Origin of the sequence: Cryobacterium sp. Y62 (genome assembly GCF_002929785.1) — a bacterium.
Classification (GTDB): Bacteria; Actinomycetota; Actinomycetes; order Actinomycetales; family Microbacteriaceae; genus Cryobacterium.
Window position 1 is genome coordinate 19,855 of sequence record NZ_PJJK01000111.1, and the last position, 15,746, is coordinate 35,600.

The window sequence follows — 15,746 nt, forward strand, 5'->3', positions numbered from 1 at the left end:
ACCTCTCGTGACCCGTCGTCTGATTCAACTGCTGATTGGCCTGTTCCTCTACGGAATTGGCATCGCGTTGATCGTGCGCGCCGCCATCGGCGTAGCTCCGTGGGATGTTCTCGCCCAAGGCATTGATAACTACACGCACCTCGGTTTCGGGCTGATCACGGTTTTACTGAGCGGTGTCGTACTCCTGCTCTGGATCCCCATCCGCCAAAAACCCGGCGCCGGCACACTGCTCAACGCACTGCTCATTGGCCCGTCAGCCGATGTGGGCCTGTGGTTTCTTCCGGCAGACCTCGACCTCTGGGCGCGCGTGTTGTTCTTCGCAGCGGGCCTACTGATGATCGCGATCGCCACCGGCCTCTACATCGGGGCGCACTTCGGCCCAGGCCCGCGCGACGGTCTGATGACCGGGCTGCACCAGCGCACCGGCTGGAAAATCTGGATCGTGCGTACCGGCATCGAGGTGATCGTGCTCGGCATCGGCTGGGCGCTCGGCGGCAATGTAGGAATCGGCACCGTGCTGTTCGCCGTCTTAATCGGCCCCCTCTGCCAGCGCACGATCCCCTTCTTCACAATCCGCCGCCCCGACGTCCCCTCGGCGGTCGTACCACGATAGAACTCGACGCAAGGTCAAGGTCAAGGTCAAGCCGTCGTATCGGTGCCAAGGGGTAGCGTTCAACACATCGCAACATGGCGAGATATTCAAGCGGATGCTCCGCAATTCGCGGCGCGGGTCCGCTCTATATTCGACGCGGGCACCAACAAGACGATGGCCTCCCTGCGCCGGGATGGTTCCCCGCGGATCAGCCGACTGTAGGCCCACAGAATTCGGTGATCGTGCCCTCGAGAATCTCGGCGAGCGCGAGCACCGATGGCACGTCGGCCCATTCCGTGTCGGCGTGCAACCCTTGACCGTCAGCACCGAACACGACGCAGGGAATACCGGCATCGAGAATAAGTCCGGCATCGGTCCAGAACGGTTCACCGCGCGTTTTCGCCGGGTGGCCGAGCACCCGCTCGGCGTTGCCACTGAGCGCGCGCAGGATCGGCCAGTGCGGCTCGGCCTTGAAAGCCGCCCGCGCCACCAGTCGGGTCAGCTCAAACCGAAACTGCGGCTCCGTGCGCACCAGCTCGGTGAACAGTGCCCGCAATTCAGACTCGACGCTCTCTGGGGACTGACCGGGCAGCATCCGTCGTTCCACGGTGAGAACGCAGCGGGCCGCGACCGTAGCCGCATCGTCACCACCAGAAATCCGCGACACCCGCACGGCACCGTGGCCGAGTGTGGCATGCGCCGGGGCCGAGTTCAGCTGCTGCCGCAACTCGTCGAGAGCACGCAGCGCGAGGCCGGCATGCCAGATGGCGTCGACGCCGAGCTCGGGCTGGGAGCCGTGCGCGGCCAGGCCGGTCAGTTCGAGCTCGAACCAGGCGAATCCGCGGTGCGCTGTGGTCAGTTCAAGGCCGCTGGGTTCGATCACGAGGGCGGCATCAGCGCGAACGCTGCGCAGCACCTCTTCCGTTCCGATGCTGCCAAATTCTTCGTCGGCGACCAGCGTCACGATCACATCCCCGGCCAGCCCGACAGCGGATGCCCGCGCTGCCGCCACGAGAATGGCCGCGAGCCCACTCTTGGTATCGACGGCCCCACGCCCGTACACCCGGCCGGCGCGTTGGTCGCCGCTGAACGGGTCGCCCGCGTAGGTGGCGACGCCGACCGTGTCGAGGTGCGCATTGAGCATGAGCGAGCGTCCCCCGCCGGTTCCGCGTTTGATACCAACGACCGAGGGCCGCCCGAGAACCTCCTCGAGCAGGGTCACCTGAAAATCCTGGGCGAGGAGCCATTCACTGCACCAGATCGCGATCGCGACTTCACCCGCCGCATCGGGGACCAGGTCAGGGTTGACCGAATCGATGCGCACGAGGTGCTGCAGAATCGCGACCGGGTCGCTGGGAAAACGCTTCATCCCTCGAATCTAGGCCCTCCCGCGAGAGCGGGAAAATCGCTGCCGCCGGGGTACCAAATCAGCAGTTTATCCGCTCTCGCGAAACTGAGAGGTGCTCTGTGTAGGGTGCAGCATGGGTACTACATCGCGGTGGGGGCTGATTCCGGCGGCGCTGGTGAGCGCATCCGCTGTGCTGCTGTTCGCGCTGAGGATGCCGCTGCCCGGCTATGGCGTGCTGGCCGCGGCCCTGGTGCTCGCGTTGCTGATAAATCGGGTGCTGTTTCGCGATCTGCTGCTGATCGCTGTCGGTCTGGGGATCATCAGCACGATCTCGATTGAGGCGAACATCAGCTACCCGAATATCGTCCTGATGGGCACGGTGCTCAGCCTGGCGGTGCTCGTGCCGTATTTACTCTCACGGTATTGCTTCAAGGACCACGCAATCCGGTTTCCGATTCGCACGGGGCACCGCTGGACCCGGCTCGAACGCGCCTACCTGCCACTGGTCGTGCTGCTCGGGTACCTGATTCTGCCCCGCTACTTCATCGGAAGCGGCGCTTACCAGAACTGGCCAGCGGTGATTGCTCCCGATGAGATTGCCCGGCTGCTCGTGGGGGTGGGCTTCGTGGGAATCTGGGACGAGTTGTTCTTCATCTGCGTCGCCTTTACCCTGCTGAGGCGGCACTTTGCCGACTGGCAGGCCAATATTTTGCAGGCCGTGATCTTTTCGTCGTTCCTCTGGGAGCTCGGGTATCAGGCCTGGGGGCCGCTGCTGACCGTGCCGTTCGCGCTGCTGCAGGGCTACACCTTTGCCCGCACCCGGTCGCTCACCTACGTAGTCTGCGTGCACCTATTGTTCGACGTCGTGGTGTTCGCCGTGCTGGTGCACGCTCACAATCGCCAGTGGCTGGATATTTTTCTATACTGATTGCAACTTTCAGGAACGCGATATAGCGCGAGTTTATTTTCCTGAAAGGACAACCCAGTGACACTGGAGAAATGGCTGGTCACCCCTGGGCAGACCAAACTCATCGATGTCGAGTTGGTGCGCAAGCTCAAGGTCAGTCTGATCGGCGGCACGGTCGACATCATCGGCCACGATGAACCCGGTACCCGCATTGAAGTGCACGGCGTCACCAGCAAAGATCTGAAGATCTCGATAGACGGCGACCGCCTCGAAATCGACCACCCCCAGTTGCGCTGAGACAACTTTCTTGAGGTGTTCGCCGCATTCCGCGGTACCGCCCGGGCCGAGGTGAGCGTGCTAGTCCCTCGCGACGCCGCTCTGCGCTTCGGTGTCGTCTCGGCAGATGCCCTCGTGTCCGGACTGCGCAACGACGCCAAACTCAGCACCGTCTCCGGCGACCTCGTCATCGACAACGGCGAGGGTGACCTCGAACTCAACGCGGTCAACGGCGAAATCTCGGTGCGGGACCACGTCGGAGCGTTGGCCGTGCACACCGTATCGCGCAATATCACGGCGAGCGGCAGCATCCGCCGATTCACGCTCGACGAGGTCTCGAGCAACGTGTTTCTCGACCTGGTCGGCACGTCAGACCAGATCGTGACGAACTCGGTCAGCGGCAACCTCACGGTGCGGCTCGCGCCGCACGTCGCGGCGTGATACCACCTCAACACCCTCTCCGGAACGCTGCAGCTCGACAACCAGACCGTGCGCACCGCGTTCGGCAAGGGCCACGAAGGCTCCACCGGTACCCTCGACGGCAGCTGGCTCGACCTGCGCAGCAATTCGGTGTCTGGCGACATCTCGGTCGTGCGGCGAGAGAACGGCTGCACCGCGCCGCGCGGTGCAGCATCGACTCAGGCAGCGTCCCGTCAAGCGGATGCCGCAGCGTCCGCCGCTCCCGACAGCCCGCAGGACCCGACATGACCGCCATGTTCGCCCACGGAAGCCTGAGCCTCTAACTGCTGAGCCTGCTCGCCGAGCTGCTCGCACGCGAGAGCTTCACAAGCGTCCGGATTTGACAGTGGCCGAGTAAGGTGTAATGTCATCCCTCGTGACACCCGAGGCGAACGCCCCAGTACCGGAAAGCCGTTCACCCAAGCGGTGGATCATCGGCGATCCGCTCCCCACCGAGCATTTGGACGGCCAGCTGCTTCCCAAGCACCTCGCCCTCCCCATTTTTGCCAGTGACCCCCTGTCGAGTGTGGCGTACGCGCCGCAAGAACTGCTCATGATTTTGACCCTGGGCGGGCTCGCGTTTTTGAGCTTCGCCCCCTGGGTGGCCGCGGTCGTCGTCGTGCTGCTCGTCGTAGTCGTAGCGTCGTATCGCCAGCTGATCAAGGCCTACCCCTCGGGCGGTGGCGATTACGAAGTCGCCCACAAGAACCTGGGCGAGAAGGCCGGTCTGGTCGTCGCATCCGCTCTGTTGGTCGACTACGTGATGACCGTGGTCGTTTCGGTGGCGAGCGGCGTGGACAATATTATCTCGGCCCTGCCCTTCCTGGCACCGTTGCGTGTAGAACTCGCCGTCGTTTTCATTATTTTGCTCGCCGCCACCAACCTGCGCGGCGTGCGGGAGTCGAGCAAGGCTTTCGCCATTCCGACCTACCTGTTCATCGGCAGCGTTCTGCTCATGATCGTCGTCGGCCTCGGTCGGGCGCTGATGGGCAACACCCCCGTCGCCGAATCAGCCGGCTACGACGTGCAGGGCGAGAGCCTCGCGCAGGCCGCGTTCATTTTGCTGCTGCTGCGTTCCTTCGCGAGCGGATGCTCCGCCCTTACCGGCGTGGAAGCGATCGCCAACGGGGTGCCCGCGTTCAAGCACCCCAAGGTCAAGAACGCCCAGCGCACCCTGACGCTCATGGGCGGCATTGCGATCGTGCTGTTCATCGGTCTGACCGCGCTGGCGCTCATCTCCCAGGTGCACTACGCGGAACGAGCCTGCGACCTTATCGGTTGGGCCGAGTGCGCCACGGCGCCCCAGCGGAGCCTGATCGCGCAGGTTGCGGCCACAACCTTTGGCGATTTCTCCGTCATGTTCTTTGTGCTGCAGGCGGCAACGGCTGCGGTGTTGCTACTGGCTGCCAACACCGCTTTCAACGGTTTCCCGCTGCTCGGATCGGTGCTCGCCCGCGATTCGTACGCACCGAAGTCGCTCAGTACCCGCGGTGACCGCCTGATCTACTCCAACGGTGTCGTACTGCTCGGCCTGGCGGCCTGCGCGATCATGGTTGTCTATCAGGCCAACCTCACCGTGCTGATTCAGCTCTACATCATCGGCGTTTTCGTGTCGTTCACCCTCGGGCAGACCGGAATGGTGCGGCATTGGATGAAGCTGCTTAAGAAGAATCCGCCCAACCGCGGGTCGATCTACCTCAGCCTGTCGATCAATGGTTTCGGTGCTCTGCTCACCGGTGTCGTGCTCGTCGTCGTCACGATCACCAAGTTCACCCACGGCGCCTGGCTCGTCTTTGTCATGATGCCCATTTTGTTCATCCTGATGATGGGCGTCAACCGGTACTACCGCGACGTGGCGAAGGAGATCGAGGTCGACCCGGTCACGACGTTTGGTTCGCAGGGCGATCATGCCATCGTGCTGGTCGGCAAGATGCAGAAACCGGTGCTTAAGGCACTCGACTACGCGATCGCCGCCAGACACGTGAGCCTCGAAGCGGTGCACGTGTCGATCGACACCGCCGAGACCAAGGAGCTCAAACGCGCCTGGGTAAAACAGAACATTCAGGTTCCGCTGCGCATCATCGCCTCACCGTATCGGGACATCAGCTGGCCGCTGATCAGCTACATTCGCGGTCGTCGCGACGATCACGGTTCCGAGGTCATCACCGTGTACACGCCGATCTATATTGTTGGCCATTGGTGGGAAGGCCTGCTGCACAACCACAAGGCCCGACGGTTGCGCCAGAAACTCATGATGGTGCACGGCGTCACGATCGCCCTTGTGCCGTGGCTGCTCGACTCATCCGAGCTCATCTACGGTCGCCGCTCGCGCCCCATTCCCGGGCAGGACCGCCGCGGCGAGCCGGTGCGCTCACACCCAGTGTCCCGCCGTCCGCTCGCGCCGCCGACCGGGGCGAGCGACACGGCGACGAAGTCGAGCCCGGTCGTGGTCCCGGCGCAGTCGCGGCCGACGGCTTCTCGCCGCCGGAAGCGCAAGTAGCCGTTGAGTTCGGCGCTCGCACCCTGCCGGCCGTCGGCATCCGTTTGTTTCAGAGTCGGCCAGGCCGCAGAAGCATTTGCGATTTCCGTTCTTGCCTACTGACCGGCCTGTTTGATCGTTGAACGGCGTCAGTGGGCGGCAAGGCCTGTCATGCTAAACTAAACTCTAGTTTTTACACATTCCGTTCGGCAAATCCCGAGTGTCTCGCGACTCGCTCGGCCTGGCATCGTAAGGGGGTCACGCATGGGGCGCGGCCGTCAAAAAGCAAAGCACACCAAGGTAGCTCGGGAGCTGAAGTACTTCAGCCCGGATACCAACTACAACGCGCTCGAACGCGAGTTGACCGGGCATCCGTCCGATCCTCGGCTTGACGAAGACCTCGCCAAGTGGCCGGAGTATGAGGCGGACAAGGCCAAGAAGGCCGCCGATGGCGACACCGTTGATTCCGCTGACGACGACGATCCGGATGACGACGACCGTTACGTCGACCACTACGCTACCGAAGACGAGAAGAAGCGCGCCTAGGGCCGTCGGCGGCCTGGGTTCGCGATGCTGGTGTGCCGCGCGCTTCTTGGGGCGTTGGGGCGCATGCGGGTCGCGCGGGCGCTTGTGGCTCGCGCGCCCAGCACGCCATGCGCGTGAGCACTACGAGGTAGCGCGTGCAGCACTCGGCCGCGCCGATCTCTGCGCGCACGGACACGCGTGCAGCAACCGACCGCGCAACTGTCGCCGCGCGAGCCATCCGGGGTAACCCGGGGCAACCCGGGCAACAAGCGACCGAGCGAGTACCCGTGAGGCAAGAACCCTAGTTGGCGTAGGCCCCGACGAGACGCACTGCGCCGCCGTTGACGCCCTTGGCGCCCTGTTCGAACCCGGTCAGGTCGTGCGCCGCGCGTGAAACGCGGCCGGTGACCCAGGCCGGAATTTTACTGAGTGCAAGCCGCGCGATAACCGATGAAGCGGATGCCGCATCCACGACCGCAAACATGCCGACGCCGAGGTTCCAGGTCCCTTCCGCGCTTTCCAGCGTGGACCCGGCCATGTCGCCGAGCACCCGGAACACGGGGGCGGGCGACCAGGTGGACCGGTCGACCTCGACCCAGGAGCCGACGGGCAGCACGCGGGCGAGGTTGGCCGCGATGCCGCCGCCGGTGACGTGGCTGAGTGAGTGGATGGTGCCGGTCAACTCTGGGTCGCCGAGCACATCGAGCAGCGGGCCCGTGTACAGGCGGGTCGGTTCGAGCAGAACCTCGCCGACCACGCCGCCGAGTTCGGCAGAGGTGTCGGTGTAGCCGATGCCGCGCTGCGCCAGAATATGCCGCACGAGCGAGTAGCCGTTGGAGTGCAGGCCGCTCGATGCCATCGCGATGACCACGTCACCGGAGACGACCTTGTCGGCGCCCAGCACCTGGTCGGCTTCGACCACGCCGGTGGCCGCGCCAGCCACGTCATAGTCGTCGGGGCCGAGCAACCCGGGATGTTCGGCCGTTTCGCCGCCGACGAGGGCCGTTCCGGTTTCGGAGCAGGCGCGGGCGATTCCGGCGACGATCGAGGCGATGCGCTCGGGCACGACTTTGCCGCAGGCAATGTAGTCGGTCATGAACAGCGGGCGAGCGCCGACGACGACGATATCGTCGACGACCATGCCAACGAGGTCTTGGCCGATGGTGTCATGCTTGTCGATCGCCTGCGCGATGGCGACCTTGGTGCCGACGCCATCCGTTGAGGTGGCCAGCAGCGGCTGCCGAAACTTGGTGAGGAACGACACGTCGAACAGTCCGGCGAAACCGCCGACCCCGCCCCAGACCTCGGGGCCGTGCGTCTTGGAGACGGCCGACTTCATGAGCTCGACCGCGAGGTCACCGGCCCGAGTATCGACTCCGGCGGCTGCATACGTTGCGTTGGAGCTCGTACTGGAGGTGCTCATTCTGGTCTTCCCGGGTCACCGAACGGTACCTGGCCCAGGCGGGCGAGGGCTTCTTCTTGCCGTACGGCGGGCGCCAGCACGGCTTCCAGATCGGCATCCGGACCCGGGTCGCATCCGGTTGATGCAGTTGGCCGCTCAAGTAGATTCTTGCCGAGGTGTTGCGATTCGGGCAGCGCGATCGGGTACACGCCGGTGAAACAGGCGGTGCAAAGACGCTCACGCGGCTGCTCGGTGGCCTCGATCATGCCGTCCTCGGAGAGGTACCCGAGCGAGTCGGCACCGATTGACTGGCGCACCTCGTCGATCTCCAGGCCGGTCGCGACCAGTTCGGCGCGGCTGGCGAAGTCGATGCCATAGAAGCACGGCCAGGTGATCGGCGGACTCGAGATGCGCACGTGCACCTCGGCGGCACCCGCCTCGCGCAGCATGCTCACGAGGGCGCGCTGCGTGTTTCCGCGCACGATCGAGTCGTCGACCACGATAAGCCGCTTGCCCTTGATCACGTTCTTGAGCGGATTCAATTTCAAGCGGATGCCACGCTGCCGGATGGTCTGCGACGGCGCGATGAAGGTGCGCCCGACATAGGAGTTCTTGACCAGACCCTGGCCGAACGGAATGCCCGATGCCTGCGCGTAACCGATGGCCGCCGGGGTGCCGGACTCAGGGGTCGGAATGACGAGGTCGGCCTCGACCGAGTGCTCGGCGGCGAGCCGGCGCCCCATCTCGACCCGGGCTTCGTGCACGCCGCGACCGGCGATCGTGGTGTCGGGGCGGGCAAGGTAGACGTACTCGAAGACGCAGCCCTTAGGGTCGGCTTTGGCGAAACGCTGGGTTCGCAGGCCGTTTTCATCGATCGTGATGAGCTCGCCGGGCTCGACCTCGCGCACGAAGCTCGCACCGACGATGTCGAGGGCTGCGGTCTCGGAGGCGACGACCCAGCCGCGCTCGAGGCGGCCCAGCACGAGCGGACGAACACCCTGGGGGTCGCGAGCAGCGTAGAGGGTGGTTTCGTCCATGAAGACGAGGCAATACGCGCCGCGAAGGCGCGGCAGCACCTCGAGGGCGGTGGCCTCGAGGGTGTGATCGAGGTCGCCGGTGAGCAGGGCGGTGATCACGGCGGTGTCGGTGGTATTGCCGCGGGCCAGCTCGCCGTCGACCTCGGGGTAGCGTTCACGTACGAGTTCTAGCAACTCGGCTGTGTTGGTCAGATTGCCGTTGTGGCCGAGGGCCACCGTTCCGCTAGAGGTACGGCCCAGGGTCGGCTGCGCGTTCTGCCAGCTCGAGGACCCGGTGGTGGAATAGCGGGTGTGCCCGACGGCAATGTGCCCGAGCAGGGTACTCAGCGAAGCTTCGTTGAAGACCTGCGAGACCAATCCCATGTCTTTGTAGATGAGGATCTTACTGCCGTCGCTCGTGGCGATTCCAGCCGATTCCTGGCCGCGGTGTTGCAGGGCGTAGAGGCCGAAGTAGCTGAGTTTGGCCACCTCTTCGCCGGGAGCCCAGACGCCGAAGACACCACAAGCATCTTGTGGGCCCTTCTCGTTAGGAAGAAGATCGTGATTTAACAGTCCGTCGCCACCGGGCAAGCCGCAGCCTCTTTACTTCTCGTTGAACGCTTGGAAATCGTCGTTGGACGTACCGGAGCCAGGCTCAGTGGCACGCATTTCGTTGGTACCGTCTTCGTTGGTACCGTCTTCGTTGGTACTGAGTTCGTTCGCGCCCAGTCTATCCGCGACCACCGACATCTTCGAGCGGCCGATGATGCGGTCAATCACGAGGGCCACGACTGCGCCGAGCGTCGTGCCAACGGCCACCCCGCCGAGCAGGAGAAACCCGAAAATCTGCACGCGGTCGTAATCCTCGTTTTCAGGAAAAGCGACCGTGAGAATGAGGGCGAGAAATACCCCGACAATGGCGCCGAGGAGCATGAAATTGCGGTACCGCGGGGCACGATGTAGCGTCACGGTCGCCTCGGCGAGCACGATCTCGTTCTCGTTCTCGTTCTCGTTCTCGGGCGACGGGTTCTGGGGCTGCTCAGAAGAACTCACGCCCCTATTGTCCCATGAGCGGATGCGAGACTGACTCTATGAACTCGATTGCAGTACTCGGAAGCGCCAACATGGACCTCGTCGTGCGGCAGGCACGCCTACCCCGACCCGGCGAGACGATTTTCGGGGCCGGTTTCAGCACGGTTCCCGGCGGCAAAGGACTCAACCAGGCCGTCGCTGCTGCCAGGTTGGGCGCGGCCGTGAACTTTCTGGGAGCTGTGGGAGCGGATGCCTACGGGAGCGAGCTGCGCGCGCTAATGCTGGTCGAGGGCATCTGTTCTGATGGGCTCGCCACAGCGGATGCCCCCACCGGCACCGCCCACATCTCCGTCGTAGACAGTGGCGAGAACTCGATCGTGGTGGTGTCGGGCGCGAACGCTGCGGTCACGACGCTGAGCGAGGCGCAGCGGGCGGCGATTGCGGAATCGGCGTTTCTGGTGATGCAGTGCGAGCTGCCGATCTCTGTACTGGTCGAAGGGATCGCCGCGGCCCACGCCGCCGGAGTGTTCACCGTGCTGACCCCGGCGCCGGTCGTGCCGCTGCCCGAGGGGTTTCTCGCCTCGGTCGACCTCGTGGTTCCGAACCAGATTGAGGCCGCCGAACTGACCGGAGAAAGCGACCCGGTACGGGCCGCCGAGGTGCTCAGCGCTGACCAGAGCTGGGCGATCGTGACGCTGGGTTCGGAAGGTTCGGTCGTCGCCTTCGACGGCGAGGTCCTCGGCCTCGCACCGGCCCGGCCGGTGACGGCCGTCGACACGACCGCGGCCGGCGATACCTTTGTCGGGGCGCTCGTGGCGCGTCTGGCGGTTGATTTCGTGCGCGGCATCGCGGTGACCCCCGACCAGATGATCGAGGCAGTGCGCTACGCGACGGTGGCGTCCTCGATCGCGGTCACCCGCGCCGGGGCCACGACCTCGATGCCCACCCGCGACGAGGTCGAGTCGATCCTCGTCTGACAAGTACGCTCTCACGAGATGCTAGCGGCGGGTTCGGAGAATGCGAATGGTCACGAGGCCGATCGTCGCTGCGGCTACAGCACCGAGCAGGATCAGCGCGATGGTCCAGATGTTGAACGGCGTGAAGTCATCGACCGCTCCAACGACACCAAGCTTGTCGTTGTCGTTGTCGTTGTCGGTGTCGTTGTCGTTGTCGGTGCCGGTGCCGGACACTGCGCGCGGGGCGGCGGCCGAGGCATCCGTTTCTGCTGCCTCGATCTCTGCCGCGAGCGCCACGCTCGCCGTGTCAGCGAGCACCTGCGAGTCAGCGGTGAGCACTGCCGGAACCACGACCTGGGACGGGCTGTACCCGGTGGCCGCCGGGGCAGACTCCGTACCCGGTGTCGCGCCGGGCACCGTCCTCTCCGGAACCACAACGGGCACTGCGACCGTCAGGGTGCGCACCTCTGAGTAGGCGTCGGCGCCGTACGAGTCTGCGGAATAGGCAAACCAGCCGTGCGTTCCCACGCCGGGGTTCCAGCTGGCGGTCACCGTCGTGCCGCTCGTCACAGCATCGAAGCCGGCGATTTCGGAATTCGTCAGGATATCGACGGTGAAGGCATCCGTTGCGAGGGATTTCTGCATCGACGTCATGCCAAAGGCCGCATAGGGAACGGTAAATTCCTGGTGTTCCAGGTCGAGTGTTGGATCGTCGGAGTTGTACACGTCGAGGTACGGCGAGTAGGTGCGCACGCTGATCTGCTCGGCCGCGTTGTTGAAATGCAGCAGCCGCAGGAAGGACTGACCCCCCTCTGGCAGGCCCTGGTAGTCAAACAGCATCTGGTAGACCGAGCGGTCGGGGGTTCCGTCGCTGTTGTCGTCGAACTGATCGATGCGCGTGAAAGCGTCGTGATAGTGGCCGGAGAAGACCATCGCCACGTTGGCATTCGGCGCAACAACCTCGTCGTAGATCTGCTGCGGCACCGCTCCGAGACCGCCGGTGGTGAGCATGTATTCGTGCAGGTTGAGAATGGCCGTGCGCTCGGGGTACTGGGCGAGCACCTCGTTCAGCCAGGCCATGCCCTCGGCGCTCGGCGCCCAGCCGAGGTAGAGCATGATGAAGTCGATTCCGCCGGCCGTGATGAGGTCGTAGTGGCCGCGGTTATCTTCAAAGCTATCGCCGTACCAGGGGTTGCCGTTATACCGTTCGGCCCCGAAATTGGCCTTGTACGCCGCGTAGTCCGCGTCTTTCTGTCCGACATCGTGGTTGCCCGCGAGCACACCGTAGGGCAGCTGGGCGTCGTCGAGCATCGTGTAGGCCGCGTTGGCGTTGGTCCACTGGTGTTCATCTTCGAAGTTGTCAACGATGTCACCGGTGTGAAACAGGTACTGCAAGTTGATCGCTGATCGTTGCTCGAGCAGGTAGTCGTGAATGTCGAGCTGACGTTGGTAGAACGTGTCGTTGTAGTACTGTGTGTCGGATTCCACGGCGAGCGTGAAGTCGTAATCTGCCCGCGCGGTGTCGTTGACATTATTGACCGGCAACGTGCTCGACCGATCGGAGAGATCGGCTCCGGCGAAGCCTTCAGAATGCTGAATCAGCACTGTAATGACCTGGTTCTGCACGTGGTCCACTGCCGGCACCATGGCGTCGAGGGTGAACGAGGTCGCGCCCTCGCCGATGGTCACGTGCCGGTCGAATTCCTCCCAGACACCGGTCGTCAGGTTCTGCACGTAGAGCAGCACCTTGGCGTCGGCGTTGGCCGTGCCATCCCAGCGCACTCGCGCGGTGAAGTCTGCGCCGGCATCCGCTGGCACATCGACCTCAAACAATTGGTAGGGAAACTGCGAGTCCGAGGTGATCGGCGCTGCTGTTCCGTCCAGACGCGCTATCGCGGTCACCTGGTCGCCGGTCAACAGGGTCTTGGCGTTCCGATCGGTGCCGTTCGCAATGGCCGTCGTGCCCGAATATCCGCGCACACTGCTGTCGGCAGCGGATACCGCGAATCCTCGCCGGAAGGTAACGTCGAGCTGGTCACCGGTCGGGTCGGTCGCCCGTGCACTGAGGTCAATCGGCCCCTCCTCGACGACGGCACCGTCGAGCGGCGTGATCAGTTCGTTGCCGGGCTCCTCGACCGGTGTGGAGAACACGGTCTGCAGCTCGCCAACGTTGCCGACATTGTCTCGGGCCGTGAGCAGCAGGGTGTGTTCACCGTCGGCGAGTTGGATCGATGAGGTGGCGTATGGCAGCTCGATGGCCCGGCCATCGAGGGTCGCGACGAGCGTGGCGAAGCCAGCGCCGGCATCCGTCGCCGCACCGTCGATCATGAACTCACCCTGATAGAGCGCTCCGGCAACAGCGGATGTCGTCACGACCGGAGCCGTATTGTCGACCCTCACCGTGCGGGTCACCGAGTCGACCCCGCTGCTCGCCTGCACCGTGTGGGTGCCGTCTTCGACCGTGGTGGTGTCCCATAAATGGGCGACGGCCATGTATGCGTCGCTCGGAATGGTGAAGCTCGCATCGTAGAAGTCGAGCTTGCCGGCACTGTCACCCATGTTGAGCGCCAAGGTGGGGTCGGTGTAGCCGACGGGGTGCAGGCTGCGGCCGTCAGGCAGCACGAGGCGGGGGTTGCGAATCTGAAAGTCGTCGTTGTTCTCATTCGGGTTGATCTCGGGGGCGACCTTGGAGCCTGCCCAGACTCCGACGACGAGGTTCTCGCCCTGCTTCACGTAAGTGAGGGGTACCGGTGTCGCGATGGTTTCCCAACCCGTTGGGATGCCGTCGTCGAAGATGCTTAGCACGTCGGTCCCTATCCGCACACCATTTTGAAAGAAGGTGTTCACTGCGGTGACCTCGAACACGAACTGGGGGGCGAACTCCAAGTCGGGATTCGTCTGTACGGTCTGCCCGTCGATGCTCAGGGTCATGCCGTCAGCGCTACCGTCGCCTGCGGCGGAGAGCGTGGTGCTGTCGGCGACGAACTGGCCGTCGGTGAGGTTGAGTCGCACCGGAGAGTTGTCGATGCCGGTGAGGTCGACCCGTACGACCGGGGTGTTTGCCTCGGTGCTGCCGTCGTCGGCCGTGAAGTAGTACTCGTACCAGCGCTTGCCGGTGAGGTCGACCCGTTGCAGGTCGTACCGGTAGCCGTCGGCGCCGTCGGTGGACAGGTTTGTCGCCACGAATTCGGTGTCGATATTGCTCTTGAGATGGACCTCAACCGTGCGAGCCTGCACGTCGTCGGTGACGGTGGCCGAGAGAGCGAAGTTCTGAGCGGGATCGATTTCACCGAGGGTGTGATCGGTGATCACGGGGGGTGTGTTGTCGTCGGCAACGATTTTGAGGTCGCCGGCAACCTGCGCCGCGAATACCGTGCCCGGGTTTGCAGCGACTTTGGCGAGGTTCAGCTGCCGTCCCGGATTGCTGCCGTCGTTGCCGTACTGGATACCGAAGTTCGGATCGACATCATCGACGCTGTCGAGGTTGTAATAGGCGGTGTTGACGCTGAAACCGGTATTGGTCAGAATCTCTATGCCGCGCGCCGAACCATTGGCCATGCCGCCCGAGAAGACTTCGACCAGGTCGGTGCCGAGCGTCAGACTCGACCCGAATTCGGCGTTGAATTCGGTTGCCGTGAGAGCGTCGTTCTGGCCGTTCTTGATCCAGAACACGAGGGCGCCGCCGGAGGCGATGATAACGTCCGTTGGGGTACTCGGCCAGCGCACCGTTGAGCTGTTGGTGAGGTCAGCGAGCGGATACAGGTAGTTGAGCGTGTAGTCCGCAAAGTTAACGGGGCCGGCAGTGGCGTTGTACAACTCGATAAATTCGAAGCCGTCGGCCGACCCGACGTTGGTGCTGTCTGGCGTGATCTCGGTGATCTGCAGCGGGGCGGTGGCAGCGTTCGAGGGTGCCGATGGCGTCACCGTGGCGGTCGGAGTCGGCGTCGGAGTAGGCGTCGGCGCTGGTTCCGGGGCAGGGTTGCCGGGTGTAGGTACGCCGCGCGACTGCACCAGCTCCTGCGACAGCGACTCGCTCGTTGCGGGGGCACCGAAGTGTGCGCTCGTATCGACGGAGACCGACCCGGTCGGATAAAGCGCCCAGCTGATCGAGGCCCCTGTGCCGTCGACGATTCGGATACCACGATCGCCGCCGTTGGCCATCCCCGGCTGACCGGTGACCCGCACCACCGGATACGCGTCAACTGAATCTGTTGCGCTGGCGAAATGCGCACGGAAATCAGCTTCCGTGAACGCCTGGGTGTCGACTGTGTTGGTGCGGTAGTCCAGCCAGAACACGGTGGTTCCCTCACCGGGAAGGACGGTACCGGCCGGCACGTCGAACGGTACGTCCTTAGAGCGGTCATCCGAGTCCACGTAGATGTAGGTCAGGCCGATGCCGGCTGCATCGACGTCGATGTCCATGGTCGTGGTGTTGGTCACCTCGAAAAACTCGAAGTTGTCGTAGCCCAGGTTGTCCGGGGTAATTTCGGTGACCAGGAGCGGCGGAATCGCCGCGTCCGTCGCCGCAGAGGCCGACAGCCCCGGGGTGAGTGCACCCGCTCCTCCGCCGATCAGAAGCACCAGACCAAGAGCGGTCAACGACGGACGGAAGGGACGAGACAGAATGCGCACGGAGCGAGGCCTTTGGTTCAGGGGCGGACTCACCCAAACTAGGAGCGTTAAGGAGATTGTCTGTGAATTCCCGGTTAACGGACGGGGCAGTGCTCACCCCACTTCGGGGTGTCGCCATTCAC

The 15,746-nt window shown here is 64.0% G+C and carries 13 protein-coding genes; 8 read left to right on the forward strand and 5 right to left on the reverse strand.

Going from position 1 to position 15,746, the window contains the following annotated elements; genetic code table 11:
• Positions 1 to 7: 7 nt before the first annotated feature.
• The gene (locus CXY71_RS12095; RefSeq protein WP_104135857.1) at positions 8 to 613 is read left to right on the forward strand and encodes a YitT family protein; all 606 of its coding nucleotides are present in this window, start codon (positions 8 to 10) and stop codon (positions 611 to 613) included.
• Between the two features lie 187 nt (positions 614 to 800).
• Here the strand turns inward: CXY71_RS12095 and CXY71_RS12100 are convergent, their stop codons facing one another.
• Positions 801 to 1,961 (reverse strand): M20/M25/M40 family metallo-hydrolase, encoded by a 1,161-nt coding sequence (locus CXY71_RS12100; RefSeq protein ID WP_104135858.1) that lies wholly within the window; start codon positions 1,959 to 1,961, stop codon positions 801 to 803.
• A gap of 112 nt (positions 1,962 to 2,073) precedes the next feature.
• Between CXY71_RS12100 and CXY71_RS12105 the strand changes: the two genes are divergently transcribed.
• From CXY71_RS12105 to CXY71_RS12120, 6 genes are all read left to right on the forward strand, one after another.
• Entirely contained in the window at positions 2,074 to 2,868 is a 795-nt protein-coding gene (locus tag CXY71_RS12105; protein WP_104135859.1) for a CPBP family intramembrane glutamic endopeptidase, read from the forward strand.
• 57 nt (positions 2,869 to 2,925) lie between these two features.
• A complete protein-coding gene (locus CXY71_RS22060) occupies positions 2,926 to 3,144 on the forward strand; it encodes a hypothetical protein (protein ID WP_233198516.1) in 219 nt (72 codons plus the stop codon).
• A 15-nt stretch (positions 3,145 to 3,159) separates the two neighbouring features.
• Entirely contained in the window at positions 3,160 to 3,564 is a 405-nt protein-coding gene (locus CXY71_RS22065; RefSeq protein ID WP_233198515.1) for a hypothetical protein, read from the forward strand.
• A 48-nt stretch (positions 3,565 to 3,612) separates the two neighbouring features.
• Positions 3,613 to 3,831: a hypothetical protein gene (locus CXY71_RS22070; RefSeq protein WP_233198514.1), complete on the forward strand. Its 219-nt coding sequence runs from the start codon at positions 3,613 to 3,615 to the stop codon at positions 3,829 to 3,831.
• Positions 3,832 to 3,946: 115 nt separating this feature from the next.
• A complete protein-coding gene (locus CXY71_RS12115; RefSeq protein ID WP_233204609.1) occupies positions 3,947 to 6,082 on the forward strand; it encodes an APC family permease in 2,136 nt (711 codons plus the stop codon).
• 243 nt (positions 6,083 to 6,325) lie between these two features.
• Entirely contained in the window at positions 6,326 to 6,607 is a 282-nt protein-coding gene (locus CXY71_RS12120; protein ID WP_104135860.1) for a DUF3073 domain-containing protein, read from the forward strand.
• 280 nt (positions 6,608 to 6,887) lie between these two features.
• On the opposite strand, the gene purM is transcribed toward CXY71_RS12120, so the two are convergent.
• Genes purM through CXY71_RS12135 form a run of 3 tightly spaced genes read right to left on the reverse strand, consistent with a single transcriptional unit; the run spans position 6,888 to position 10,057 of the window.
• On the reverse strand, positions 6,888 to 8,009 hold the full coding sequence (gene purM / locus CXY71_RS12125) for a phosphoribosylformylglycinamidine cyclo-ligase (RefSeq protein ID WP_104135861.1): 1,122 nt from the start codon (positions 8,007 to 8,009) through the stop codon (positions 6,888 to 6,890).
• On the reverse strand, positions 8,006 to 9,595 hold the full coding sequence (gene purF, locus CXY71_RS12130; protein WP_104135862.1) for an amidophosphoribosyltransferase: 1,590 nt from the start codon (positions 9,593 to 9,595) through the stop codon (positions 8,006 to 8,008). The genes purM and purF overlap by 4 nt, the downstream gene beginning before the upstream one ends.
• 12 nt (positions 9,596 to 9,607) lie before the next feature.
• Entirely contained in the window at positions 9,608 to 10,057 is a 450-nt protein-coding gene (locus tag CXY71_RS12135; protein WP_104135863.1) for a hypothetical protein, read from the reverse strand.
• A 38-nt stretch (positions 10,058 to 10,095) separates the two neighbouring features.
• On the opposite strand from CXY71_RS12135, the gene CXY71_RS12140 reads away from it, so the two are divergent.
• Positions 10,096 to 11,013: a ribokinase gene (locus CXY71_RS12140; protein WP_104135864.1), complete on the forward strand. Its 918-nt coding sequence runs from the start codon at positions 10,096 to 10,098 to the stop codon at positions 11,011 to 11,013.
• A 21-nt stretch (positions 11,014 to 11,034) separates the two neighbouring features.
• Here CXY71_RS12140 and CXY71_RS12145 read toward each other — a convergent pair whose 3' ends face one another.
• The gene (locus CXY71_RS12145) at positions 11,035 to 15,624 is read right to left on the reverse strand and encodes a lamin tail domain-containing protein (RefSeq protein WP_104135865.1); all 4,590 of its coding nucleotides are present in this window, start codon (positions 15,622 to 15,624) and stop codon (positions 11,035 to 11,037) included.
• Positions 15,625 to 15,746: the final 122 nt, after the last annotated feature.

Bases quoted from the DNA above. Each gene is read 5' to 3' on its own strand.
- CXY71_RS12100 (WP_104135858.1), bottom strand. From the start codon at position 1,961: ATGAAGCGTTTTCCCAGCGACCCGGTCGCGATTCTGCAGCACCTCGTG.
- CXY71_RS12105 (WP_104135859.1), top strand. From the start codon at position 2,074: ATGGGTACTACATCGCGGTGGGGGCTGATTCCGGCGGCGCTGGTGAGC.
- CXY71_RS12115 (WP_233204609.1), top strand. From the start codon at position 3,947: ATGTCATCCCTCGTGACACCCGAGGCGAACGCCCCAGTACCGGAAAGC.
- CXY71_RS12120 (WP_104135860.1), top strand. From the start codon at position 6,326: ATGGGGCGCGGCCGTCAAAAAGCAAAGCACACCAAGGTAGCTCGGGAG.
- purM (WP_104135861.1), bottom strand. From the start codon at position 8,009: ATGAGCACCTCCAGTACGAGCTCCAACGCAACGTATGCAGCCGCCGGA.
- CXY71_RS12140 (WP_104135864.1), top strand. From the start codon at position 10,096: ATGAACTCGATTGCAGTACTCGGAAGCGCCAACATGGACCTCGTCGTG.